The organism is Agarivorans sp. MS3-6, assembly GCF_054112545.1.
Window position 1 is genome coordinate 1,282,682 of sequence record NZ_CM134202.1, and the last position, 25,345, is coordinate 1,308,026.

The 25,345-nt window shown below is 44.0% G+C and carries 23 protein-coding genes; 10 read left to right on the forward strand and 13 right to left on the reverse strand.

The window, feature by feature from the left end:
• The first annotated feature begins 81 nt into the window (after positions 1–81).
• From dctP to eutC, 3 genes are all read left to right on the forward strand, one after another.
• Positions 82–1,122, forward strand: a complete 1,041-nt coding sequence (dctP, locus tag ACVFI8_RS05825; RefSeq protein WP_248714408.1) for a TRAP transporter substrate-binding protein DctP — start codon at positions 82–84, stop codon at positions 1,120–1,122.
• Between the two features lie 67 nt (positions 1,123–1,189).
• Complete coding sequence (locus tag ACVFI8_RS05830; protein WP_457873324.1) at positions 1,190–2,596, forward strand: ethanolamine ammonia-lyase subunit EutB; 1,407 nt, start codon at positions 1,190–1,192, stop codon at positions 2,594–2,596.
• Positions 2,593–3,462 (forward strand): ethanolamine ammonia-lyase subunit EutC, encoded by an 870-nt coding sequence (gene eutC / locus ACVFI8_RS05835; RefSeq protein WP_457873325.1) that lies wholly within the window; start codon positions 2,593–2,595, stop codon positions 3,460–3,462. Before ACVFI8_RS05830 ends, eutC begins: the two co-directional genes overlap by 4 nt.
• 90 nt (positions 3,463–3,552) lie before the next feature.
• Here eutC and ACVFI8_RS05840 read toward each other — a convergent pair whose 3' ends face one another.
• The 4 genes from ACVFI8_RS05840 to ACVFI8_RS05855 all read right to left on the reverse strand — a co-directional run bounded on the left by ACVFI8_RS05840 (position 3,553) and on the right by ACVFI8_RS05855 (position 5,089).
• Entirely contained in the window at positions 3,553–4,140 is a 588-nt protein-coding gene (locus ACVFI8_RS05840; protein WP_457873326.1) for a hypothetical protein, read from the reverse strand.
• A gap of 44 nt (positions 4,141–4,184) precedes the next feature.
• Entirely contained in the window at positions 4,185–4,484 is a 300-nt protein-coding gene (locus ACVFI8_RS05845) for a hypothetical protein (protein WP_248714404.1), read from the reverse strand.
• Between the two features lie 163 nt (positions 4,485–4,647).
• Entirely contained in the window at positions 4,648–4,899 is a 252-nt protein-coding gene (locus tag ACVFI8_RS05850) for a hypothetical protein (RefSeq protein WP_457873327.1), read from the reverse strand.
• Positions 4,889–5,089, reverse strand: a complete 201-nt coding sequence (locus ACVFI8_RS05855) for a hypothetical protein (protein ID WP_248714402.1) — start codon at positions 5,087–5,089, stop codon at positions 4,889–4,891. The genes ACVFI8_RS05850 and ACVFI8_RS05855 overlap by 11 nt, the downstream gene beginning before the upstream one ends.
• 508 nt (positions 5,090–5,597) lie before the next feature.
• On the opposite strand from ACVFI8_RS05855, the gene ACVFI8_RS05860 reads away from it, so the two are divergent.
• The gene (locus tag ACVFI8_RS05860) at positions 5,598–6,956 is read left to right on the forward strand and encodes a hypothetical protein (protein WP_457873328.1); all 1,359 of its coding nucleotides are present in this window, start codon (positions 5,598–5,600) and stop codon (positions 6,954–6,956) included.
• A 110-nt stretch (positions 6,957–7,066) separates the two neighbouring features.
• On the opposite strand, the gene ACVFI8_RS05865 is transcribed toward ACVFI8_RS05860, so the two are convergent.
• On the reverse strand, positions 7,067–7,495 hold the full coding sequence (locus ACVFI8_RS05865; protein WP_457873329.1) for a hypothetical protein: 429 nt from the start codon (positions 7,493–7,495) through the stop codon (positions 7,067–7,069).
• A 292-nt stretch (positions 7,496–7,787) separates the two neighbouring features.
• Between ACVFI8_RS05865 and dgt the strand changes: the two genes are divergently transcribed.
• A complete protein-coding gene (gene dgt / locus ACVFI8_RS05870) occupies positions 7,788–9,296 on the forward strand; it encodes a dGTPase (protein WP_457873330.1) in 1,509 nt (502 codons plus the stop codon).
• 573 nt (positions 9,297–9,869) lie between these two features.
• A protein-coding gene (locus ACVFI8_RS05875) for an IS3 family transposase (RefSeq protein ID WP_457871352.1) occupies positions 9,870–11,056 on the forward strand; the annotation gives its coding sequence in 2 pieces (ribosomal slippage) (positions 9,870–10,155 and positions 10,155–11,056; 1,188 coding nt in all).
• Positions 11,057–11,399: 343 nt separating this feature from the next.
• On the opposite strand, the gene ACVFI8_RS05880 is transcribed toward ACVFI8_RS05875, so the two are convergent.
• From ACVFI8_RS05880 to ACVFI8_RS05910, 7 genes are all read right to left on the reverse strand, one after another.
• Positions 11,400–11,936 carry a hypothetical protein gene (locus ACVFI8_RS05880; protein ID WP_457873331.1) on the reverse strand — a complete coding sequence of 179 codons (537 nt, stop codon included), beginning with the start codon at positions 11,934–11,936 and terminating at the stop codon, positions 11,400–11,402.
• 323 nt (positions 11,937–12,259) lie between these two features.
• Positions 12,260–12,661 carry a hypothetical protein gene (locus ACVFI8_RS05885; RefSeq protein ID WP_457873332.1) on the reverse strand — a complete coding sequence of 134 codons (402 nt, stop codon included), beginning with the start codon at positions 12,659–12,661 and terminating at the stop codon, positions 12,260–12,262.
• Between the two features lie 446 nt (positions 12,662–13,107).
• Positions 13,108–14,424, reverse strand: a complete 1,317-nt coding sequence (locus ACVFI8_RS05890; protein WP_457873333.1) for a hypothetical protein — start codon at positions 14,422–14,424, stop codon at positions 13,108–13,110.
• 517 nt (positions 14,425–14,941) lie between these two features.
• Positions 14,942–17,827, reverse strand: coding sequence for an aminomethyl-transferring glycine dehydrogenase (gcvP, locus tag ACVFI8_RS05895; protein ID WP_457873334.1), 2,886 nt, complete (start codon positions 17,825–17,827; stop codon positions 14,942–14,944).
• Positions 17,828–17,939: 112 nt separating this feature from the next.
• Entirely contained in the window at positions 17,940–18,332 is a 393-nt protein-coding gene (gene gcvH, locus ACVFI8_RS05900) for a glycine cleavage system protein GcvH (protein ID WP_457873335.1), read from the reverse strand.
• A gap of 68 nt (positions 18,333–18,400) precedes the next feature.
• Positions 18,401–19,492, reverse strand: coding sequence for a glycine cleavage system aminomethyltransferase GcvT (gene gcvT, locus ACVFI8_RS05905; RefSeq protein WP_457873336.1), 1,092 nt, complete (start codon positions 19,490–19,492; stop codon positions 18,401–18,403).
• Between the two features lie 406 nt (positions 19,493–19,898).
• Positions 19,899–20,336, reverse strand: a complete 438-nt coding sequence (locus ACVFI8_RS05910) for an XRE family transcriptional regulator (protein ID WP_248714388.1) — start codon at positions 20,334–20,336, stop codon at positions 19,899–19,901.
• Between the two features lie 158 nt (positions 20,337–20,494).
• On the opposite strand from ACVFI8_RS05910, the gene ACVFI8_RS05915 reads away from it, so the two are divergent.
• From ACVFI8_RS05915 to ACVFI8_RS05925, 3 genes are all read left to right on the forward strand, one after another.
• On the forward strand, positions 20,495–21,022 hold the full coding sequence (locus ACVFI8_RS05915) for an acyloxyacyl hydrolase (RefSeq protein WP_457873337.1): 528 nt from the start codon (positions 20,495–20,497) through the stop codon (positions 21,020–21,022).
• Between the two features lie 421 nt (positions 21,023–21,443).
• On the forward strand, positions 21,444–22,637 hold the full coding sequence (locus ACVFI8_RS05920; RefSeq protein WP_248714386.1) for a serine hydrolase domain-containing protein: 1,194 nt from the start codon (positions 21,444–21,446) through the stop codon (positions 22,635–22,637).
• A gap of 19 nt (positions 22,638–22,656) precedes the next feature.
• Complete coding sequence (locus tag ACVFI8_RS05925) at positions 22,657–23,055, forward strand: hypothetical protein (protein WP_248714385.1); 399 nt, start codon at positions 22,657–22,659, stop codon at positions 23,053–23,055.
• A gap of 126 nt (positions 23,056–23,181) precedes the next feature.
• Here ACVFI8_RS05925 and ACVFI8_RS05930 read toward each other — a convergent pair whose 3' ends face one another.
• On the reverse strand, positions 23,182–24,087 hold the full coding sequence (locus tag ACVFI8_RS05930; protein WP_248714384.1) for a LysR family transcriptional regulator: 906 nt from the start codon (positions 24,085–24,087) through the stop codon (positions 23,182–23,184).
• A gap of 151 nt (positions 24,088–24,238) precedes the next feature.
• On the opposite strand from ACVFI8_RS05930, the gene ACVFI8_RS05935 reads away from it, so the two are divergent.
• On the forward strand, positions 24,239–25,345 hold the full coding sequence (locus ACVFI8_RS05935; protein ID WP_457873338.1) for an efflux RND transporter periplasmic adaptor subunit: 1,107 nt from the start codon (positions 24,239–24,241) through the stop codon (positions 25,343–25,345).

Here is a 25,345-nt window from a genome sequence, read left to right on the forward strand (position 1 = left end):
TCCCTTTGCACACTAACACCGAAATGCAAATACACGGCGGGCAACTGGCCCACTGAGACAATATCCATTGGAGGGATAACCATGACTTCTAGACGTAAGTTTTTAACCGGTGCGGCCGCTTTAACCGCGGGTACTTTATTGGCTCCGGCCAAAACGTTTGCAGCAAACCCAAAAATTAAGTGGCGTATGCAAACCTACGCAGGCCCGGCTTTAGCCGAACATGTAATTAAGCCCGCTATTGAAGCATTTAACCGGATCGCTGGTGACGAAATGCAGATTGAGCTGTACTTTGCCGATCAATTAGTGCCAACCGGTGAGCTATTTCGCGCCATGCAAAAAGGAATTATCGATGCTGTTCAATCTGATGATGATTCAATGGCATCCCCTACCGAGGTAACCACCTTCGGGGGCTACTTCCCGTTTGGTAGCCGCTATTCTTTAGATGTGCCGGTGCTTTTCAACCAATACGGTTTGGGAGAAATTTGGGCAGAAGAGTACGCTAAAGTCGGGGTCAAACACATCTCTGCAGGTGCATGGGATCCCTGTCACTTTGCCACCAAAAAGCCCATCAATAGCCTTGAAGACCTAAAAGGCTTAAGAGTATTTACCTTTCCAACGGCTGGTCGCTTCCTCGCTAAATTTGGCGTAGTGCCGGTGTCTATTCCTTGGGAAGATGTAGAAGTAGCCCTTCAAACCGGCGAGTTAGATGGTATTGCTTGGTCAGGTATCACCGAAGACTATACTGTTGGCTGGTCAAAAGTGACCGATTATTTCCTTACTAACAATATTTCTGGTGCCTGGATTGGTTCTTTCTTTGCCAATATGGATCGTTATAACGCACTACCAGACCACCTTAAAGAGCTACTTAGCTTATGTTTAGACACCTCTCATTACTATCGCCAATGGTGGTATTGGGGTGGAGAAGCCAAGCTACGTGTTGAAGGCAGTGATATGAAGTTAACCACCATTCCCGATGAAGAATGGGCAACGGTAGAAGCAGAAGCGCACCAATTTTGGGAAGAAATAGCCAAAGAATCGCCCACTAAAGCCAAGGTTGTCGAAATATTTAAAAAGTACAACGCCGATATGGTGAAAGCGGGTAGACCTTACCGGTACAACTAACAGTGACGAACAACAGCGACCGCGGTCGCTGTTGTTATCATCGGCATTAATCACTAAAGGGAACGCTATGGCCGCAACATATCGCTGGCAACAAGGAGACAAGGTATACCAGTTCCATTCACTGGCCGATTTAATGGCAAAAGCCACACCCGCTCGCTCTGGTGATGCATTAGCCGGTATATGTGCTGAAACAGCAGAGCAGAGAGTCATCGCACAAATGGCCCTAGCCGAAGTGCCCTTAAAAACCTTTCTCAATGAGGCGCTTGTTCCCTATGAATCTGATGAAATAACCCGCCTCATCCTCGATAGCCACAATACCAGCGCTTTTGCTCCCATCTCTCATATGACAGTAGGCGATCTGCGCAACTGGCTGCTTGGTAGTCAGGCAGATGGAGAAAGCTTAGTTAAATTACGCCTTGGGCTTACTCCCGAAATGGTTGCCGCGGTAAGCAAAATAATGCGTAATCAAGACCTCATTCTGGTGGCCCAAAAATGCAATGTGGTGAGCGCGTTCCGCAATACTATTGGTTTACAAGGAAGGCTCTCTACACGTTTACAACCCAATCACCCTACCGACTCTCTTAATGGCATTGCCGCATGCATTTTCGACGGCCTAATGTACGGTAACGGCGATGCTGTAATAGGGATAAATCCCGCTACCGATAATGTAGCGCAAACGATCAAGCTGCTATCACTCATGGATGAGGTGATCCAGCGCTATCAAATTCCCACTCAATCTTGCGTGCTTACTCATGTCACCAATACCATAGAGGCCATAGAGAAAGGCGCTCCGGTTGATTTAGTCTTTCAGTCTATTGGCGGAACTCAAGGCACCAATGACACCTTTGGGGTAAACCTTAACCTATTAAAAGAAGCGCAAGAGGCAGCACTGTCACTAAACCGAGGAACCGTTGGCAACAACGTCATGTATTTTGAAACAGGGCAAGGCACCGCGCTTTCGGCCGATGCCTATTTCGGCGTTGATCAGCAAACCTGCGAAGCAAGGGCTTATGCGGTTGCCCGCCACTTCGATCCCTTACTGGTTAACACCGTGGTGGGATTTATCGGTCCTGAATACCTGTTTGATGGTAAACAAATTATTCGCGCCGGGTTAGAAGACCACTTCTGCGGTAAGCTATTGGGGCTGCCAATGGGCTGTGATATTTGCTATACCAATCACGCCTATGCCGATCAAAATGATATGGACAACCTGCTAACCTTGTTGGGTGTGGCAGGCTGCACGTTTATTATGGGGATCCCCGGCTCAGACGACATAATGCTTAACTATCAAACCACCTCATTTCACGATGCGCTATATGCACGTAAAGCGCTAGGCCTGAAACCGGCACCTGAGTTTGAATCCTGGTTGACGCAGATGGAAATATTTAGTGATGTTGAGCAGGTCCAGCTCAATCAAAATCTCGCTTCGCCCTTCAGGTCCTCACTCTCCCGATTAGAAGATGAAAGCGTATGAGTAAACCTTCAAATAAACCATGCATCAAGGCTGAGCCACTGGTGACAGCAACGCCCTGGCAATCGCTAAAACAGTTTACCTCCGCCCGCATCGCTCTGGGCCGAGCGGGCAATAGTATTCCCAGCAATGAGTTACTGGCTTTTCAGCTCGATCACGCCCGCGCGATAGATGCGGTGCACAAAGCACTAGATGTAGAAACCTTATGCAAGCAACTCGCCTGTTCACCTGTATTGCTTAGCGTTACGCAAGAGCCACCCATGGTGCTCGCGAGTAAAGCCACTGACAGGATGACTTATCTGCAAAGGCCAGACCTAGGGCGGCAGCTCAATCAGAACTCATGGCAAACACTCATCGAGCGGCGCGCAACAAATAACACAGAGTATGACCTCGCTATCGTAGTGGCCGATGGGCTTTCTTCCATCGCGATTCAACGGCACGCTCTGTCCGTCATAGAAAGGCTAGTGTCCACCTTAGCGCTCGATAAAAAACATCGTTGGTCACTTGCCCCGCTAACCATTGTCACTCAAGGTAGAGTCGCGGTGGGCGATGATGTAGGTGAGTGTTTGAAGGCAAAAATAACCATGATACTCATTGGAGAACGGCCGGGGCTAAGTTCGCCTGACAGCATGGGGATCTACATCAGCTGGGCTCCCAAACGCGGTATTAAAGATGCTAGCCGAAACTGTATCTCTAATATTCGGCCAGAAGGCCTAAACTATGATGAAGCAAGCCACAAAGCCTTTTACCTGCTAAGTGAATCTATCAGGCTACAGCTCTCTGGTATTGGCCTAAAAGACCGCTCAACTAACCTTGAAGACAATGAGGTAATAGAGGCACCTGCAAGCTCTAACTTTCTTCTATCCTAGTTAAGCTTGGGGCATCAACCTTGGCTTACAAGAAAGCGAGAAAGGGAAAAGCATACCGACTACATTTAGAAGCTCTCCCCTTTTATATTTTTAAGGTGAGTCTTCAATACAGAACACTCTCGCGTGTTGATTGCGTAACCTTTTGTCAAAGACAAACAGGTCGGCCTCATAGTTGTCACCTGACAGCGCTGGGTCTAATCGTACTCCAATAGCGCAATGCTTAGGCATAGGGAACGCGGTTTGTAGTTGGTCAACAATCTGATTATATCGACTAATTGAAAATGTCATTGATGTACTCAGCGCCAATATAACAACCACCGGGGTGTTAATCTCACAGTGGGACAAAACACTATCAATACTGCGCTTATTAAACCTGTGATATTGAGCTCTGCTTCCATCAATACTGCCAATGTTAAAATCTTCTATGTCAAGGTTGATCAGCGATGGCTTGGTGAGAATGTCATAGACCGCTGTCGACATAGTGGCATTACCGGGTAATACCAACACCCTTTTTCCATACTCACCCGCTAAAGCCTCTAAATCCGCTAACGCCCACTCCTTGTAACTATCATCCATACAAAAAAGCAGATTTTGCTGACCTCGCATTGCCACCAACATATCAGAATAAGTAGTGATGATAGTATTCGTAGTCGCCAATGTTTCTTTTATTCTCAACATAGACAGCCCTCTTGGTTGCAGTGATCTTTGGTGTAAATCATCGCTCAAAAGTAGCCCCTATTTCTTTGCTCCCAGCGATGATAATAATCGCTGTACAGCTCGTCCCTACCTCCTGTTTCTGTAATCCAGTCCTCGTACTCTGGCGAATCTTCAAAACCGTTACCCGAAAAACCCTGCAGTGGGTTAACGTTTGTCTTTAGTGATTGGGTCATCGTTTGGCTTACGGTTTTAAGCGGATTTTGGGTCAATAAACCAATCGCATCTTCGGCATCGTTTTTTAGTTCAGACAAAGCAAATGATGGACCAAGGCAAATAGTGTCTGAAATAACTTTTAGAATTCCCATAATCTTTCTCCATGGTTATCGCTTGTGATTAGTCAGCCTCTAGGCAAAGACCCCTTAGCGATATTTGTTGTGACCCCAAATGGTCACAGCGGTATTAGCTAAATGAACTAGCCTACTGGTAGTCGAGGAAGCATCACTTTGTTGCTCCCCCATTTATGAGCATTTATCGCTTTTTTAAAACCTGCAATGACCTCCCTGCATTCGCCGCTAATTCATCAATAACTTGGTCTTTCTGCGCTAACAGTTCTCGCATTAGCTCTAGCTCATTTTCAACAGAATTTTGCTTTGCTTCGGTATCTTCAACACCATCGTCATAGCCCTCTCCGTAGCCATCCATCCAAGCCAAACGATAGGTTTCTTCAAGAACACTGGCTTGTTGGTCTTGTAGGTTTCGCTCTTTACTATTAAAGCCCATGTTTATTCCTCATCTGTTCACGCATTTGCTGTCTTAATCCATCATCAATTGTTGTCCTCAAATGTTGAGGTAACGACATCGCTTTCCCTGCTGGCTTACTGTTATCGCTTGTTTCAGCCCCCCCCTCTCGGTGCATATTCGTGTCGCGCTTATGGTTCGCAAACTCATAAACGTTATTGCCTTTAGTCATTGGTAAATCTCCTTATCTCATTGTTTATGCTGGCATCCTCTTGAGACAACTGAGGACACCGATCCATCATGTTTAATGCTCTTGCTGCGGCTAAGCGCTTCACTCCTAACGGCCCGCTATTGATAAGCTCACTCGGCATCATGAAGTGTTAATCAAGTACCTTTGCTTTGCTTACTATTCATATCCACAGTACTTATTTAAAAATTCATAAATCGACGCCTTAATCATTGTCTCATTCAAAATAACCAAGGACACACCACAAAGTCAACAGCAAAAAATAATATCAAACAAAACACACAAGCAAACGAAAAAAACACACTAACACACCCAAAACACAAGCTTAACGCTATACTTTAATTATTGAATCACAACAAAAACACACAAACGCAAAGCTGGTATCTTTTATTTATATTGATAGGTAAAGTAGCAACACTCAATGGGAAGTTGGTGTTTTATCTAGGTCAAATGTTATGATTGAAGCAGCCAAATTACTTTATTGTGTGGGTTCATGAAGACCGAATTAAAAAATCCTTTTACTAACGCTATAGACCTAATCACCAATGAAGTGCTTCAACTATTACTCGTCGTTGAGTATTTGAAGACAGATAAAAATCTTTATGCGAAATTGCGAAAACTAGCAGAGTTAAAACAAGAAATAGATTCATCACAACAAATTCAAGACTATGTTAAAGCCTCTAACCACGCCTCGCCGAAACAGTCATATGAATTTATTGCTAGAGTCTGTACAGCATTAGATCATGGCTGGAGTGCTAACCGATTTACTAGGGAGTGCTTAAAAGACGTTATTCGTATAGAAGATAGCCAATCAACTCGCCTTAGATATCAGCAAGAATTGTTGAAAAAAATTCTTGACGATACCCTCCCCTCCATCCTCGATAACATTAACTTCAAGTTTGAAGGCTTTCATGACGCGGCGAATAACTACCAGCACCTACATCTCCTCTTGGCATATATCAATGCACAAGAGTTACTGAGTGAAGTAGCGGCACTAAACACTCTTGATTACAGCAATATTGAGTTTTTGCTTCTCGGAAAGTTCAAACAAGAGCTAAGCAACTCAGTGCCGATGAGTTCAATAAACGAGTTATTGGAAAAAGCTGAAACATCGTTTCACTTAAATCGCAAAGTATATCGAATGGTTAACGACCTGTTTTATCAGGCGCTAAATCACCCTCTGGCGCGCATAGAAACGCTTCTATTGTGGGGCAAACAAACCAGCAAAATGCCACTGAATATTAAAACCGAAACAAAAACGGAACAGTGGGAAGAGTTGTTTTCAAGCTCTAACACTGAGGTGATCACAATAAAGATGAAAAAACAGGATGTAGAGCTCGAGTTCAAAGACAGTAATTGGGACGGCTTGTTCAACAGTTTTTATTATGCCCTAGATAAACAGCTTAGCGATGAAGAACAGCCTTGGGCTAGCGTACAGGCCTTTAACGCCGTTGAGGCATACCTACAGTATGATTTTTGGGCCTCTTTCCGACGCGATCAGTTCATTAGCAACTTAAGCTCGGAAGATATCAATAAGAAACCATCAGCGCTCGCAAGGCGAAGACTCATTTCTCTACCTGTTATAACTAGGGGGCTAGCCTTTTCTATCTATTTTGCTAAAACCGCTGTGAATACAGAAAAATTAACGACTAAAGCGGCGCTAACACAATACTGCCAAGCTGAAGGGTACAGTGAGAGCACCATAAAGCAGTCGTATGAAGCAGTAAGGCGACTCGCCAAAAGCAGTGCATTTAAGGCGCTACTCCAATACCAAAAAGAATGGTTGCTTAATAATGAGCTTCCAAACTCACGGTTCGTCTTCCGCTCGCTTTTAGTTAGTGCTGAACGGTAACACTAAAGAAAAGTGGTGTACTGAACGAGAGCCCAATTGTGGCCTGTCTTAAATATCAAGGCGGCAGTGAAAATACAGGTGCGTAAACGCTAACCTTAACCGTGCTTACTTCATATTTTTGAGAGGGTTAAATAACTGGGTGTTAGCTTGCTAGCGTAGTAGCACCCCGCTGGCGGAAGTAACCGAGATAAGCGCAAATGCTTTTCTCTATCAACGCTTAAGTAATGTACTAGCGCTTGCCAAAATTTAAATTGAATGTTGTTTCCATTTGCAACCACCTCTTTTAACAGGCCTGGAGTGTAAGGTTTGTACAGCTCAATTTGATCAATCACTACTGCCTGCGAGTCAACCAGGCTAATATAAAGTGTTTCTTCATAGGGAGAGTCATTGCTGGTAAACCAAAGGCTACCTAGTGCTGGCACATCAAAGCCATTTTCAACCACTAGGCCTGGCAAGTTAATCGCCAGCGTAGAGCCAGAAGGTATAACGTTTACGCTACCCTCGCCCTTTACCACTCGGTAGCCCTTTAGTTCTTTCATCTGTCTACTCATTCCTTTGGTTTACCAGACAATAGCGCTAGCAGCGGCAATTAATACCAAAGCAACTCTACTCTGAGCTAAATGGCTGTAGATTATTTGAAAAGACTATCACCAGTAACAAAACAATCAATTGACATAATTGACAGCTTGTTTTTTGTACCAATAGATTGTGGGGCCAAACTTTGGCTTAAAAACGCTAGCCAAGTTTTATTAGCTAGCACTCTATAAATTGATTTTATCTAGATAATACAGCAGTATAAACATCCTAATTGACTAAAAACGGCTTAAGGCTATGACGGTAAATTTCGCCAGCAAAATTTGTGGTTCTCGGCCTTATCCAGCCAAAGCAGATCTTAATGCCGACCTAAAGAAGTTTGAAAGCGACCGAGGCCGAATCATTAACAGCGCTGCGGTGCGCCGCTTACAACAAAAAACCCAAGTATTCCCGCTAGAGCGAAATGCCGCAGTACGCAGCCGCCTTACCCATTCTTTAGAAGTACAGCAAGTGGGCCGTTATATTTCGCAGCTCATCTGCGAAGCCTTAGTTGATGAACAAAACAGCTACCAACTTAAGGGGCTTGAGCGCCAGTTAGAAAGCATTGTTGAAATGTCCTGTTTAATGCACGACATTGGCAACCCACCCTTTGGTCACTTTGGTGAAGCCGCCTTAATTGACTGGCTAAGCAAAAACCTAAATAGCTTGTATCAAGCTAGCCAGGCAACCGAGCTAGATGAAAACAAAGAACAAACACCCAAGCTGCCAGAAGCCATTCATCGAGATTTAGTCAGCTTCGAGGGTAACGCCCAAGGCATTCGGCTTATTCACTCGCTGCTAAAGCTAAACCTTACCTACTCGCAAGCCTCTGGCATACTCAAATACACCCGCTGCGGTACAGAAGCCAAGCCAGATAAAAGCGCTCCGTTTAGTTACTTAAAAAAGAAGGTGGGTTACTACCTTAGCGAGCAACGCTACATAGAAGACATTCGCGAACACCTAGACATAGACAAATACTGCCGCTCGCCGTTTTCTTACATAATGGAAGCCGCCGATGATGTGTCTTATGGTATCGCCGACTTAGAAGACGCCATAGAAAAAGGCGTGCTGAGCATTAAAGAACTAAAGCACGCCCTATTAGCCACCTTTGCCAAGCTAAGCAGTGAACATGGCTGCAGCAAACCAAAAGAAATGGACACCATTCTCGACTTTGCTCACCAAAGTAAAAAAACACAGCTGAGTGATGAAGAAAGAGACTCGATGTTTTTTGTTTATCTGCGCGTAGCAGTAAACCAACGCTTGCCTGAACATGCCAAAAACCAATTTGTAGAAAACTTAGAAGCGGTTTATCAAGGCAGCTTAAACCGCGCACTAATTGAAGATGGCAGCGTAAACCACCTCATAGTTGAAACCTTTAAAAGCGTCGCACTAGAGCGTTGCTTTTGCCACCCAGAGGTAGAAGCCCGCGAGCTGCAAGGCTACCAAATCATCTCAGGCTTAATGGCTTGCTACCAACCGCTGTTAGCACTAAGCCAAGGCCAATTTGAATACTTGGCGGGAAAAAACCAAAGTGAAGAAAATGAAAGCTCTGCTTACATACAACGCCTCTACAAAAAACTGCCGTCTAAACACTTGGCGGCGTATCAAAAAGCCATGAGCGACGCACCAGTAAGCGATGAGTTTGGCAACGAGCAGTGTCGTGAGTTTTACTACCGCACTCGACTCATCATCGACTACATCAGCGGCATGACCGATCAATACGCCTACGATGAGTTTAGAGCGTTTAATGTGATAAGTGATTTTTAGGTAAGGAAGTTAAAGGGAGCAGGTATTTAAAGTTACTCTGATCCCTTTTATTCGTCGATAGTCATGGAGGACTCCCGAAAAAGGGAGTATATGATCACAGCAAGAACGTTAGGTCAAATTGCTCATGCGCGCTCAAAAAACGTTCGCGATCTCACCCTGCCTCTGACCCCTTTTATTATAGATTTAGAGCAGATGAAATTTGTTGGAATTTCGCATACAGATGAATTCTCCCCTAGATCTTAAGCCGATTAAATGTGAGATAGTGTTGGGCTTTGAAATTCTTTGATTTACTTAAAATAATATAAAATGGGTCAGAGTCTGAGGGATCCCCACGAATAACTTACCTCCTTCGTATAAGAAAAGACCAACACATTAACCCGACCAAAAAAAATGGCAAAAGATATAGGGAAAACCATAAGAATTTGGAATAGGTTGATGTTTCACCAAAAAAAGAAGGATAGAAAAAAATATACTTACCCAAGATGTATAAAAGAGCACTAACAAGAAGAAGTGAAAGGCACCTGTAGTTGATCCGATTCAGTAGACACTTCACTCAAACAAGATGAGGTGTTTATGCCAGCTTATAAAACAGGTAAAAAAACTCAGCAATACACAACTGAATTCAAAGCAACCGCCGTCAAATTAACCCACTTGGCAGGTGCTACAGTTAAAGGAGTTGCAGAGTCACTCGACATTCATCCGTTCATGTTATCTCGGTGGCGAAAGGATTATCGCGAGGGGAAAATCATGTCTGATAGAAGACGGAAAAAACTAAGCAAACCCATGAATCTTTCTGAAAATGAAAAAATTGCTGAACTTCAAAAGAAAGTAAAACAACTTGAACTGGAGAATGATTTGCTAAAAAAGTGGCAACGATTCGTCGCGGAGGAAAGTCGACGAGATTCCGATTCATAAGCCATTATAAGCAACGCTTTCCCATCACCATGATGTGCCGATTTCTTAAGGTGTCTCGCTCTGGTTACTATGCCTTCTGTAAACGAAAAGTGAGCCGCCATAAGCTCATTGATGACCAGTTGGCCTATCGTATTGAGCAGATATTCACCAAGAGTAGAGAGACTTACGGTAGCCCTCGTGTACATGCGGAGTTAAAGTGTAGCGGAATTTACACCAGTCGAAAACGGGTGGCTAGGTTGATGAGAGAGCATGGCTTGAAAGCACGCTGTTCTAGGGTTTACATTAAAATGGCTAAACTACATCGATTCTATCAATCGATTAAAAACATACGTAAAGATATGCCAAAACCTACCGCAGTTAATGAACAATGGGCGGGTGATTTAACCTATATACGACAGGGAAACCGCTGGTTATATCTTGCAGTAGTCATAGACCTATATTCACGAAAAGTGATTGGTTGGTCGATGAATCACCGTAAAACAACAGCAGTAACGATGGCGTCGTTACAAATGGCCTTTAGAAATAGAAAGCCACAGGCTGGATTGGTGTTTCACACTGACAGAGGAGCAGAATATCGCGCTCATGAAGTTCAAGCACTGTTGAGTAAGTACGGCGTAACACCGAGTATGAATCGACCAGGGCATTGTACAGACAACGCAGAAATGGAATCGTTTTTTCATACCTTAAAAGGAGAACTCATTAAATCGAATCACTTTACAAGTGAATGGGATTTGAGAGATAAAGTAGCAGGATATGTACAACATTTTTATAATCGATTTCGACTGCACTCAAGTTTAAAATACTTAAGTCCAGTAGAATACGAAGGCAGAGCAAAGGAAGCGTAACCCGTGTCTACTTTATCGGGGGAAGATCACCCATTTACTTTTAACTCTTACTAATATTTCAACAGATAGAACGTAAAGAAATAGACTTATCGAATAAAGCCACCATTTCTCTCCATTGTTATTAAAATAATCATATGACAAAAACAAAAAGAACAGCTGGGCCAATCTAATCATATAAATCATGTATTTAGCACCCTGAATTTATCTTCGCATCACATTATAAAAGGGTAAGAGTAACTTTAAATTCGACTACTTTAAACTCTCTAACTGCACACCAAAAAAGTGAAGTGTACTTGATCTCGCCATACGATTCTGGCTTGGTAGGCGAAATCAAAATATTAACTTACCAATGGCGTAACTTTCCGAATGGAACTCTAAAACCGAAGGATGCTAACCAATCATCAGTGGTAACTAAAGCCTCACCGGTAACAGCAAAACCTATGTACTTGAGGTTGAAGTATTTGGAAAATCGAATAGGGATACCATAACTATCACTCTCGAACGTTTGCCAAGTTTCCCCATCGAAATGATCTGTAGCCACAGAGAGTTTGGCTATTCCTGTTTCTACCAAAAACTCATACTCTCCAGGATAGAAGTACTTACCAACCATCAATCTTGTAGAACTATAATTATCCTTCCCATCTTCATACTCACATATCAATTGGCACCCATCATCATTCCCTCCTAGCACTCCTAAAGAAATACTATAATCTGAGTAACTATAATAAAGGTCTAGAGCGATACTCGTTCCGGGCCGACCAAAAGAAAGCCCAGGTTCTAACCAAAGATAATGCTGTTGCTCTGTTACGCTCTGCTCCTCTGCTTGCAGAGGGCTTATTACCGCGCAAAGTAATAAAGCCGATAAGCTTATATTTCTCATGTCTTTCCTTAGCTGTAAAAAAATCCTTTATTAAATTTTATTTATAAAAACTTGCGGGCGCATTAAAACATTTAAAAACATAGAGGCAAAAGTTATTTTTAGACTTTGTGACTCAGCTATTAATAAATAACTGCATAGTATATGTAAATGATTCAGTTTGATAAAATGTGAATATTGTTGCGTCACAAAGCAACTCTTAGGCAACGCGCATAGAATGATATAAAAGGCGATATATATTGAGTCAGATAGCTTTAAATTCAACTGCTTGAACTCTACAACTACACGCACAAAAAAAGCGAAGCATCGCTGCTTCGCCTATCCTCTTAATCCATATCTTTGAACGTGCAAACAGGCTCACCAATCGTGGTTTCGGTAAGTGGAATACGGCAATCCAAGTAATAAGAGATTAAATTTAAGGTCACTTCAAAACCCTGAGCTGTAAATTTGGGAGAAAGGTAACCTACAGCCGCAACGTCTGTTCTTACATCTACAGTATTACCTTGTTGATCGGTGTAATGACATAGCGTTTTAGCAACGCCTGCACTTTCTAGCTGTAAAGTGATACATGGTTGCTCTTCGGTGTTGTATCTCATGTAAGTTACGGTTTCGCTCCTTACAATGCCAACAACTTCGTCCCTTGCTTGCAAAGGCTTATTGTCTTGGGTAAAAGCCGCGCCAGAAAGTAATACTAAGCTAAGCGTTATAGTGTTAAGTGGGCGCTGCATAACGTAACCTAATTTGTAGCTCTATGAGTGAAATACAAACAGCGCAATGAAATCAAACTAACCTAGTAAGTAACCTGAATAGCGTAGTAAATACGAGGAGAACGGAAGTACCAAGACAAATCATTGTAAACAACCAAAACTGAAAAGGCTCTTTCTCTCGAGTTAATTCATCAGTTGAGCTAAGCAGCTCTATACGACCAACTTCAATGCCCTTTAAGCAATAAGACACCATAAAACAGCTTCCACTCAACCACATGCCATCCATTGCAATGGCAGTTCTATTAGGAAGCTCAATTATTCCACCAATGACAAGAGCGAGGCCAAAAAGCGCAGCACTTAGCCAACAAACTACATTGTGTATCTTAAGAAATGTCACTTATACAGCTTCTCTCTCATATACCACCTAATCCAAACAACAAACCTACCGCTCCCCTTTATGAAAACACTTAGTACAAAGGCACGCAAACCTGTTCTTCCTGCAAGGTGTAACAAATATCCGTTTCCGAGAGTGTTGGCGCTTCGCCTGTGTAAGGGTTTTTGTATTCATCTAAATCTATAGCCTCGGCTATAAAGCCAGTATCTTGATTAATCAGCAAATCCAACAACAAGATCCTAAGATCAAATTTAAGCTTTTCGGGATAAAAGGATAGAAAACGAGGGCGCGCTGTCATCTCTAAAATTGATCCAACAATATTCCGATAGTTGTTAAGCCCAAACCAAAACCATTTATCGGCAGCCCATCTTACCTCTTCAAGCTGCTCATCTAGGTTAGCATTATATAACTTTACTATTTCGATGAGTTCACCCTTCTTTACCTCCTCAGAAATCATCAGCTTTTGTCTAATTTTGATTGCACTGTTTAGCGTCATGTTTTCTTTAAATTTAAGTTTTGCTGCAAAAACATGAATGTGGTCCCCTCGCTTACCTCTTATCCGCTTCCCTGCATACTTGGTATTCTTTGCAAAATTAGAAAACTCACTTTGCCATACGCGGTTGAAGGATATTTCTTCAATAGATAAAGGCACAAACGCTGGAGCCAATAAATCCCAATTAGAAAACCCCTTCCTCTTCAACTCTATAATCAAAGGTTGATAAAAACTCTCATAATTGACGATGGCCAAGGCATGAAACGCCACATCAGATGAGTTAATTAAAAACTTCCTATCTATAACAATTAACTGCGAAAGCTGCTGTGCTGCCAATTCGAGTTTGTTATCTAATATATAAAAATACACCTCTAACAAAGCTAGCCTTTGTAGCGAAGCCAAAGAATCCCAATTAGGTTCTGTAGCATAAGTATTAATTGGTACAAAATTACTTAGCTTCGAAAGACTTAAATATCGATGAATTACGCTCTCAAATTGAAGCGTGTGTGCTTCTAACTCTATTCTGTTACGCGCTGTTTTCAATAAACAGTTTTCTTTATCGAAATAACAAAAGCTTGTTTCATCAAACACATTAGGCAAGCCATTAACATTTGGATACTGTAGCTCTTGAAAGTCAGATAGCGGAACAGTATTTATCTCGTGGAGTTTAGATTGATAACTATTGATAGCCTGCTTTGTAGAACACTCGCCCACCGAAGACAGCGCAATTAACTCAATGTAAGCATTGTCTTTTAAATCAACAGGTTTTGAGTAATGTTCAATCCACTCCTTGGCTTCTGGGTGTAACTCGTCATCAGTGATGAGGTGGAAGATACCTGCAACAACGGCGATTAAAACCAAAAAACCTATTATTGGTATACACAGATATCCTTTCACCTTAAGCCTTATCCTTGTGCTTAAAAATTGAATCAGTTTTAGTTAAAGGGGCAAAGTAACATTATTCTTACCCCACTTATCCGCTGCACTACTCTGATTGTTTTTCAATCCAGACAGCCAATAGATTAAGAGCAATCCAGAAGATCGAAAGGTATCCGAGGTAGTAAGTAACACTTCTAAGCCAACCATCAAGCTCTTCTCCCCAAGTTAAAATTAAACTAAACACCAACAATGGAAGAAACGCAGATAGCAATATACTCAAAAACAAGTATTTGCGGATTAAGCTCTTAATTAATTCGTACACTACAACACCTCTGTTGTGCAATATTGGTAACCAGCATTTATCATTCCATCAAACAATACTTCAGTTTCACGGAAACCAAACCTGAACGAAACAATGTACAAGGAGCCTGAGTAGCTTTAGCCCCTCCAGCTACTTTGAACTCACTAAGCGACAAAAAAAGCGAAGCACCACTGCTTCGCTTTCTATCATAACACACTGAAAAGGTTTTAATTTTTACTCTTGATACGCTTCCATCGGAAGGCATGCGCAGAATAAATTTCTATCTCCAAACACGTCATCAATACGGTTTACGGTAGGCCAGAATTTGTTTTGCTTAACCGCTGCACATGGGAACACCGCTAGCTCGCGGCTGTAGTTGTGGGTCCACTGGGCGTCGGTAATATCGTCTAGGGTATGCGGGGCAAACACGAGCGGGTTGTCTTGCAGGGTCCACTCGCCGGTTTCTACTTTGGCAATTTCGGCACGTATCGACAACATGGCGTCGATAAAGCGGTCTATTTCGCCGAGCGATTCCGACTCGGTAGGCTCTACCATTAGCGTGCCCGCTACCGGGAAGCTCATGGTAGGTGCGTGAAAGCCGTAGTCGTTTAAGCGCTTGGCTACGTCCATTTCGCTAATGCCAGTGGCTTCTTTCAGTGGGCGCATATCAATAATACACTCGTGCGCTACACGGCCATTTTTACCGCTATACAAAATAGGGAAGGCTTGGCTTAAACGGCTAGCCAGGTAGTTGGCGTTGAGTATGGCAATCTCTGATGATTGGCGTAGCCCTTCGTTGCCTAACATGGCTACGTACATCCAACTAATAGGCAAGATAGAGGCACTGCCGTAAGGCGCTGCCGATACTGCCGCGTTAGCATGGCTGGCTTTGCCATTGCTTACTACGCTGTGGCCTGCCACAAACGGCGCTAAGTGGGCTTTAACCCCAATTGGCCCCATGCCTGGGCCACCACCGCCGTGCGGAATAGCAAAGGTTTTATGTAGGTTTAAGTGGCTTACGTCTGAGCCAATAGAGCCCGGCGAGGTAATACCTACTTGAGCGTTCATGTTAGCGCCGTCCATGTACACTTGGCCGCCGTTGTCATGAACAATGTCGCAAATCTCTTTAATGGTTTCTTCGTATACGCCGTGAGTACTTGGGTAGGTAATCATCACACATGAAAGCTGCTTAGCTAGCTCTTCGGCTTTGCTGCGCATGTCGTCCATGTCTACGTTGCCCTCTTTATCACAGGCTACAACCACCACTTTTAAGTTAGCCATTTGTGCAGAAGCAGGGTTAGTTCCGTGCGCCGAGCTAGGAATTAAACAAATGTTACGGTGATGGTCGCCGCGGCTAGCGTGGTATTTTTGAATCGCCAATAAGCCCGCATACTCACCCTGCGCGCCGGAGTTAGGCTGCATACAAATTGAATCGTAACCGGTAATGTTTACTAGCCAATCTTCTAGCTGGCTAATCATAGCGTGGTAACCCTGCGCTTGGTCACTTGGGCAGAAGGGGTGCATGCTGGAAAACTCTGGCCAAGTGACTGGGATCATCTCGGCGGTGGCGTTTAGCTTCATGGTGCACGAGCCTAGCGAAATCATCGAGTGGTTAAGCGCTAAGTCTTTACCTTCTAGCTTGCGAATGTAACGCAGTACATCGGTTTCGCTGCGGTAGCGGTTAAATACTTCGTGCTCTAAAATGGGTGTATCACGTAATAGCGTGGCTGGTATACAGGTTTCGCCCTGCACGACGGCGTCTAAGCGTGCCGCGTCTAAGCCGTGGTCTTCGCCTAGTAATACCGTGAATAGGTCGTTTACATCAGCTGCGGTGGTGGTTTCATCCAGGCTAAGCGCCACTGCGCCGTCTAGGTCCATACGTAGATTAATGCCTAGCGCTTCGCTACGTGCTTTGATCGCCTCTTTATCGCTTACTTTGATGCTTAGGGTATCAAAGTATTGGGCATGCTCTGGGCTTAGGCCTTTGGCTTCTAGGCCGTGGGCTAAAATAGCCGTTAAGCGGTGAATACGCTGGGCAATAATACGTAGGCCGTCAGGGCCATGAAATACCGCGTAAAACGAGGCCATGTTGGCCAGTAATACTTGAGCAGTACAAATGTTTGAGTTAGCTTTTTCACGGCGAATATGTTGCTCGCGGGTTTGCAAGGCCATGCGCAAAGCTGGCTTGCCACGGCGGTCTTTAGAGACGCCAATAATACGCCCCGGTAGCGAGCGCTTGTAAGCGTCGCGAGTCGCAAAAAATGCCGCATGTGGGCCGCCGTACCCCATAGGTACACCAAAACGTTGCGCACAACCTAGCACTACGTCGGCGCCCATTGCGCCCGGTGATTTAAGCATTACCAAGGCCATAATATCGGCCGCTACTGCCACAATGCCTTTGTTGCTATGTACCTGTTCAATTAGCTCGCTTAAATCACGTACTCGGCCAGTGGTGCCAGGGTATTGCAGTAAAGCGCCAAATACATTGTGTTCTACTACGCTCTCGGCTGGGCCTACTTCTACGTCGAAACCAAAGAAGTCGGCACGCTCTTTTACTACGTCGATGGTTTGTGGGTGTACATCGTCGGCAATAAAAAACAGGTTACATTTTTTGTTTTTAGAGACGCGCTTAGCCAGTGCCATGGCTTCTGCCGCGGCGGTGGCTTCGTCTAGCAGTGATGCACTGGCTAACTCTAGCCCGGTGAGGTCTAGGCTTAACTGCTGAAAATTAAGCAGTGCTTCTAAGCGGCCTTGGGCTATCTCTGGCTGGTAAGGCGTGTAAGCGGTGTACCAACCGGGGTTTTCAAATACGTTACGCAAAATGACATGCGGTACATGGGTGTTGTTATAACCCATGCCTATGTAACTGCGGTACACCTTGTTTTGCTTAGCAAGCGTACGGAGCGCGGCTAAGGCTTGTTGCTCAGTAAGGCTATCACCAATGTTTAAACCTTGGCTTAAGCGAATTTGCTCGGGCACCGTTTGCTCGATAAGTTGCTCTACCGAGTTAAGGCCCAGCTGCTTGAGCATGGTACTAACTTCGGCTTGATCGGGGCCAACATGGCGGCGAATAAAGTCTTGGTTTTGCTCTAGTTCGTTTAAAGGCAAAGAGGGGTTCATTGAACAATTCCTGTATTACTGAAACAAAGTGCGTTGCGTTAGTTTGCTGAGTATTTTCTTTTTATAGATAAAAAAAGCGCCCCGACTAGCGGAGCGCATTTTTTGTTAAAGCTTATTCGTCTTCTTCGATGGTAGCGGCGTAGTCTTCGGCAGACAGCAGGTTTTCTACTTCTGTTTCGTCGCTCACTTTAACTTTGAACATCCAGCCGTCGCCGTAAGCATCGCTGTTTACTAGCTCTGGCGAATCTTCTAAGTCTTCGTTAATTTCTAACACTTCGCCACTTAAAGGAGCGTAGATGTCTGAAGCCGCTTTCACTGATTCAGCTACTGCGCAATCATCACCGGCATCGATGTCGTCACCAACGTCTGGCAGATCAATAAACACCATATCACCCAATAGCTCTTGAGCATGTTCACTAATGCCAACGGTGTAAACGCCGTCGCCTTCAGAGCGTACCCATTCATGAGTACTGGCATAACGCAGTTCGGCAGGGATATTAGCCATAATTCTATTCCTTTAAGTTCTAATTTTAAGGGTTAATTCAAATCTACATAATCGAGTAACTAAATGGCTTACACTTTGGCGCCATTACGCACAAAAACAGGTTTTACTACTTTCACTTTAACCTGTTTTTTGCGCATTTCCACTAAGGCTTCATCTACGTCGCAATCAGCGATGCGAGCAAGGGCAATACTTTGGCCTAAAGTGGGAGAAAAAGTGCCGCTAGTAACGATGCCAGGAAGGGCCTCGCCAAACTCATTCACTACCGTAACCGCTTGGCCTGCACGCATTACGCCTTTGGTTTCCATGATTAAACCCACCAGCTTGTCGGTGCCTTCAGCTTTTTGTGCTGCTAGGGCTTGGCGGCCAATAAAGTCACGGTCTTCTGGAGCCCATGCAATGGTCCAGCCCATGTTAGCCGCTAATGGTGATATGGTTTCGTCCATATCTTGGCCATAAAGGTTCATACCGGCTTCTAAGCGTAGGGTATCGCGCGCGCCCAAGCCGCAAGGTTGTACGCCTTGCGCTTCAAGGGCTTTCCATAATTCAACCGCTTTATCTTGCGGCACTACAATCTCGTAGCCTTGCTCACCGGTGTAACCGGTAGTGGCGATAAATAAATCACCCGCTTGCACCCCAAAAAATGGCTTCATACCTTCAATAGCAAGATTTTGGTCGTTATCTAATACCGCAGCAGTGAGGGTTTTAGCTTTAGGGCCTTGCACGGCGATCATCGCCAGCTCTGGGCGCTCTATAATTTCTACCTGATAAGCACTGGATTGTTGATTGATCCAAGCGAGATCTTTATCGCGGGTGGCCGAGTTAACCACTAAGCGATATTCGGTTTCGCTAAAATAGTAGGTAATCAAATCATCGATTACGCCACCGTCATGGTTAAGCATACCGCCATATAGCGCTTTGCCTTTAACTGTTAGCTTGGCTACATCGTTCGCCAGCAGCTTACGCAGGAAGGCTTGGGCTTGTTCGCCCTGCACATCAACAATGGTCATGTGGGATACATCAAACATGCCAGCCGCTTGACGAACCGCGTGGTGTTCTTCGATTTGAGAACCATAGTTGATCGGCATTTCCCAGCCGTGAAAATCAACTAATTTTGCGCCTGCATCTAAGTGTGCTTGATGAAGTACCGTTTGCTGTGTCATGTGCTGTTCCCTTTATTATGAGGACACGAAGGATAAACTCCCCCTGCCAATGCTGAACGATTATAGCTACAAGCGCGCCACTGTAAAACGTTAATCACAAATTGAGCTAATCTATAGCGCGTCCATTCTGCTTACATTCACTTAACAGCCTTGTGACAAGCTTTAGCCTAAAATCGGATAAAGCAGCGCTAAACACTAATAAAACCGCCTATAAACTGGCTTTATCACTAATTTATTCTCGTAAACTTGAATTTAACCACTATATCTAAGCCTAAGCTAACCGTAACAAGCATTAGTTAATCTAATCCACAGCAAAAAATTCAATAAAAATAAATCACCTGTAAAGCGACTCGCTTAGCCGCGTTAGTTTACCCCAAAAAGTGTTCACTAATTAAACAGGCCTTATTCACTTTACGCCATCTATTCGTTTATGCTGCTGCAAAGTTCTCATTAATGCATGCAGTAACTCTATATCTTCTGTGGGCATGCCCATCATTTCATCCATTAGCTTTAATACACTGGCTGGCACCGCTAACTGCCCGCCTTGCTGCCTGTCTATCTCGTCTACTGGGAAAAACTGCAAAATACTTACGTCTAACACTTTGCCCATTCTAAATAAGTCAGACACCGTAAACTGGCTCCCTTGGGCTTTATCCATTTTACTGTAAAAGGCGGTTTTACCTATGCCGGCTTTGTCGGCCAAAGCGCTTTTAGTGATGTTATTGTGCACCATGTAGGCCTCTACTCGCTCTATTAGCATCATTCTAAAACGTTGCTCGTCTTCACCAAAAAACTCAAAACCTTGGGTATTTAACTCGGCCATTGCTATCACTACCGTTTGCATAATATGTAATACAGCTTAGTTGTTTGTTCATATTTCGGAAACAGCTTTGTTTACTGTTTGCTCTGTAATTAACAGCACACAGCAGAGAGACAAGCTTAATGAGTAACAACAACTCGCTATTGAAAACAAAAACCGGCTTCCAAAAAATGAGACCGTTAGTGGCGAGTCTTAGTTTTGTCGCCCTTAGCCTGCCGGTTGTCGCCGGACAGCTAAATATTGGCTTGGGTTATGGGCCGCAAGTAGGGGCTAATGTAGACAGACAAAATAATGCTGTTTTCGATATTAACTACACGTTTTTACAGCAACGATTTGGAGAGTCTAAACGCTGGGAGATTCTGCTAGGTGCTGGATATAGCCGTTTAACTACTGATGTAGACGTACACAGCAAGGTTGATGTTTATTCAGTATTGCCAACTGTTCGCTACTATTTAGACAGTAGAGAAGGCTTTGATCCTTACTTAGGTTTTACCGCGGGCCCTTCAATAATGTCATCCAATAGGTTAGGTTATCAAGAACAGGGCTCTACATTTTTGTTCAACGATTTTATTACCTTTGGAGCCTACTTTGGCGAGAACAGAGATTGGGAGCTAAGCTTCTCTTGGCGCCACCTTTCTAATGCTGATTTACTGCCACCCAACCCCGGCTTTGATGTTCCCTTTAGCGTAAGTGTAGGTCGCAGGTTTTAGTTAGCGAGCCACCAGCAGATTTGCCACTTAACAAGCAAATAGTTTAGTCGCTACCACCTCTGTACAAATTATCTAGTTAACACGCCTTATTAAGTTCAAACTTCGAGCAAGATTAAAGGAGTGTGATTCTTTACCCGCTATCTTATCCCTACCTGTTTCTTGGTCATTTTAACTACAGCATCCCTCGTTTTGTTAAACATCAGTGTTAAGCAAGCTTTTCCCTTTTGCTGTTCTTTTTACTGCTCTCTTCGCTGACCCCTTCACTGTTCATAAAATGGAATTTACCTCTAACCCAATTCATATTACGAAATAAGTATCCTTTATAGTGGCTTTATTGAAACGCAACAGCGAACAGATACAGCTTGAGGATCAAGTTGTTAGCATTAGGCAGGAGTCGCCTAAACCAATAGGTGGAACGACCATGAACAACAAAAAGAAACTAAAAACACAACTCATAGCAGCAATCACTACAGTGATAATTGGCACTAGCAACGTAAGTGCAGCGCCTTCTAACCAAACCCCTTTAAACATTGATACCTGGCAGCAACAGCGCGCCCAGGGCTTAGTTAATTTGCCATCTATTACCCCAAACATTATGGCAGTGAATGCGCAAAACAGTTTTCCTCTTAACCACCAAATGCGCAATTACGATTTACATGAAATTGACTCTGTAGCCCGCTTAATTAACCATCCAGCCGTGGCGAGCATTGTAGTCATGAACAAACAGGGCGACGTCATGTTAGAGCACTATCGAGATAGCGACCGCTCTACCATTTATTCTGACCAGTCATCAACTAAATCGATGGGTTATGTTCTGCTAAGCCGAGCGCTTAAAGCCGGTCAAATACAGTTAGATGACAAAGTAGAAAGCTACCTTCCCGATATTGGCGCTGGCTTTAGAGGCCGCACCGTGGGCGACGTAGCCAACATGGCGGTAAATCATAGTATCTCTGAGTTGGCCGCCTACACAGGCGACCCACAAGCCTTAGAGATGTTTGATAACGACGAACGTGTGATTGGTTTACAGCGTAACGATAAGCGCCAAACCCTGCGTGAATTTGCCTCTGACATTGATGCCATGGGCGCGAGTAACCAATGGCAAGGTGAAATAGCCAATTACGCCACCATTAATACCAATGTATTAATGCTGATTCTTGAAGCCGCGACTGAAACACCTGCCGCTCAATTGGTACGCGAGCTAATGCACGATATCGGCGGAGAAAAAACCGTGTTTATGGGTACCGATTTTGAAGGTGTACCGATGATTGGTGCCTCTATGATGAGTGCCAGCTTAGACTTTGCCCGCTACGGTCGTTTATTAATTGAAGATACAAACGCAGTAAAACAAGACATTAAACACGCACAAAAAGAGGGCGAAGTTGTTCCTGCCGAACTCACCAATATTGAATCTCGCTATTACAAATCGGCAATTATGAACGACTACGGAGTGGGCCATAGTGGTTGGGGCGGCCAGCTTATTTGGGCTGACCCAGATTCAGGCACCATTATCGCCATTAACAGCCGTATCGCCAGTGAGTTACCGGCACCTTATGAGCACTTCAATAAGCTCTATCAAGCGGCCTACGACATTATTGATTTACTACGCAAACCTTAATAGAAAGAGACATTTTATAATGAATCCCCAAACACTGAATAGAAACATCCGTAAACGCACTGCGATAGTACAAGGCATGCTAGCTTCTATTGTTTTAATGTTACTGCTAAGCGTAACGGTAGAAGCAAGTGAAGCTGCCACTCAGCCCAGCGAAGAGTACGCAATGGTGATGGCCAGCGGTAAGTTACTCAGCTTAACCAAATGGAAAGTAGCGGTAGATTTTGGCCAAGAGCTTAAAATAGGGCTGCGTAACAACGATCTATTACGCGATGAGAATGGCAGCGTTATTTCTTTCAACTCGCCGATTGATGCCGTAAACCATTTACACCAACACGGCTGGTTATTGGTATCCGCAAATAGCAGTGGTGACCAGTTTTCGGCCATTATGAAGCGATCGATAAAACACGCACAATTATAGCGGCGTCTCAAGGCGCACCTAAGCGAGCATATTTTGCTACAAAAAACTACCGTATCGGTAGTTTTTTTGTTCAAGAGTACAGCCAATACTGGTTTGCTGTCGGCGATGGCATAAACAAAAGCCGCTTTAATTAGCATCCTCAAGAGTTAGCCCTTCAATCCCCTCAAATAAGAATTCAATTAACGCCTTGGCAGCCATAGAAAGACTCGCTTTAGTGGGGTACACCAACCAACCCGTTGTGGTTAGTGCGTCCATCTCTGGTAACAAGTGAACCAATTGCCCTTGTTGAACGGCTTGTTGGGTTATGTGAGCAGGTACGTATGAAACACCTTGGTGCTCCAAACATGCATGCAGCAACAACGCTTCATGATTAACCACCAGCCTGCCTTTTGCTTCAAAGCTATGACCCTTAGATAAAGGCAGTTGCTTAGCCAACTTCCCGTTCGGTAAGCGGCTTATAATAAAGCGGTGCTGAGTAAGCTCTTGCTCGGTTTGAGGCAAACCACCCTGCTTGGCTAAATATTCAGGGCTAGCATAGTAACCAAAGGGAACCGTTTTTAGTGGCCGAGCAATCAGATTAGAATCGTCTAAACGCTTGCCAATTCTAAAGGCAACATCAATGTTGTGTTCAATGAGGTCGCGCTCATCTGCACTGGTAATAATTTCAATATGTACCTTGGGGTGCAGCGCCATAAACCTAAAAATTATATCCTCAAACTTATGGTTGCCAGGCAGCGGTAAAAGCTGAATACGCAGGTAGCCACTCAGTTCTGGCGACTCGGTAGTCATCTCTTCAATGGTTGTTTCTAATTCGAAGATTAAAGGTTTGGTACGTTGGTAAAATTGCCGACCATTCTCAGACAAGGTCATGGTTCGCTGATGCCGATGAAACAGATCCACGGTTAACTCATCTTCGAGATTTTTAAGCCGACGACTAAGGTTAGATTTAGGCAGATCAAGCCGTTCTGAAGCCTTAGTTAAATTGCCAGAGTCCACAATAAAGTGAAATAACTTAATGTCTTCCGTTTTCATGGCAATGCTGGTCCTTTAGGGTTATTGCTCAGCTAAAGCTTAACATTTCAATCCCATAATTCAGAACATAAAGTTTCGAACTGTTATGTTTTTGCAAACTTTAAAGCTACCTATACTAAGCGCTTCTTATAATACTAAGAGCAAGGTAAGTATGCTTATTCCCACTCAATATCAGATTGCACTCGTAGTGCTTGTATCAACATTCATCTCTGGATGTGACTTGTCGGCCAACGCCGCTGCCACTCCAATAGTGAAACCTAGACCGGTTAAGTTGATCGATATTGATCAATCTGTACCGTCTCTAGAGCGGACGTTTCCGGCTAAAATTTTTGCTAGTCAGCAGGCCGAACTCGCCTTTCGCATTAGCGGAGAGCTGGTGAAACTCGATTTGATTGAAGGGCAAAAAGTCGAGCGTGGACAAATTCTTACTCAGCTAGATAAACGCGATGCTGCAAACGCACTGTTAAATGCCGAAGCGAATTTTGAACTGGCTCAAGCAGACTTTGCTCGTATCCAAACGTTATTAAAGCGTAAGCTCATTTCCCCAGCCGATTTTGACAGCGCTAGCGCCACCTTAAAGTCGGCAGAGGCCACCTTACGCAGTAGCAAAGATCAATTGAGCTACACCACTATTTACGCGCCCTTTTCTGGTGTTGTAGCAAAGGTGCATACCGACAATTACCAAATGGTTCAGCCCCACCAAGCGATTGTGACCTTGCAAAATACCAAGGTTTTCGAGCTAAAAATTCAACTGCCAGAATCTATGCTTTTGAGTTTGCAAAATGACGCTTCTCTCGAGGATGTGGACGCTTTTGCTCAATTGAATAACCAAGCCTTAAAACTCACTTATAAAGAACATAGCAATCTTGCCGCCGAGGGAACCCAAACCTACGAGATGACGTTTAATTTAACGCCGCCTGAGCAATTACACTTGCTACCGGGTATGAGTACATCGGTGGTTATTAAGCTGCCGTCAGCCCATTCAAAGCAAACACCTATTGCCATACTGCCGCTTACCGCCATTGTTCGAGATAGCAACATCGAGGCCACCAACGGTACACCAATAGCCAGTGTTTGGGTATATCAAGCAAGCTCACAATCTCTGCAACTTACTCCCATTTCTTTGGGTAGGATTCATGCTAACGGAGTGGAAGTATTATCAGGCTTAGATAAAGGCGATAGGGTTGTAGCTAGCGGCGTTAATTCTCTCACCGGTAACGAACTGATCAAGCCGCTACATTGGGCGCGAGGAGTTTAA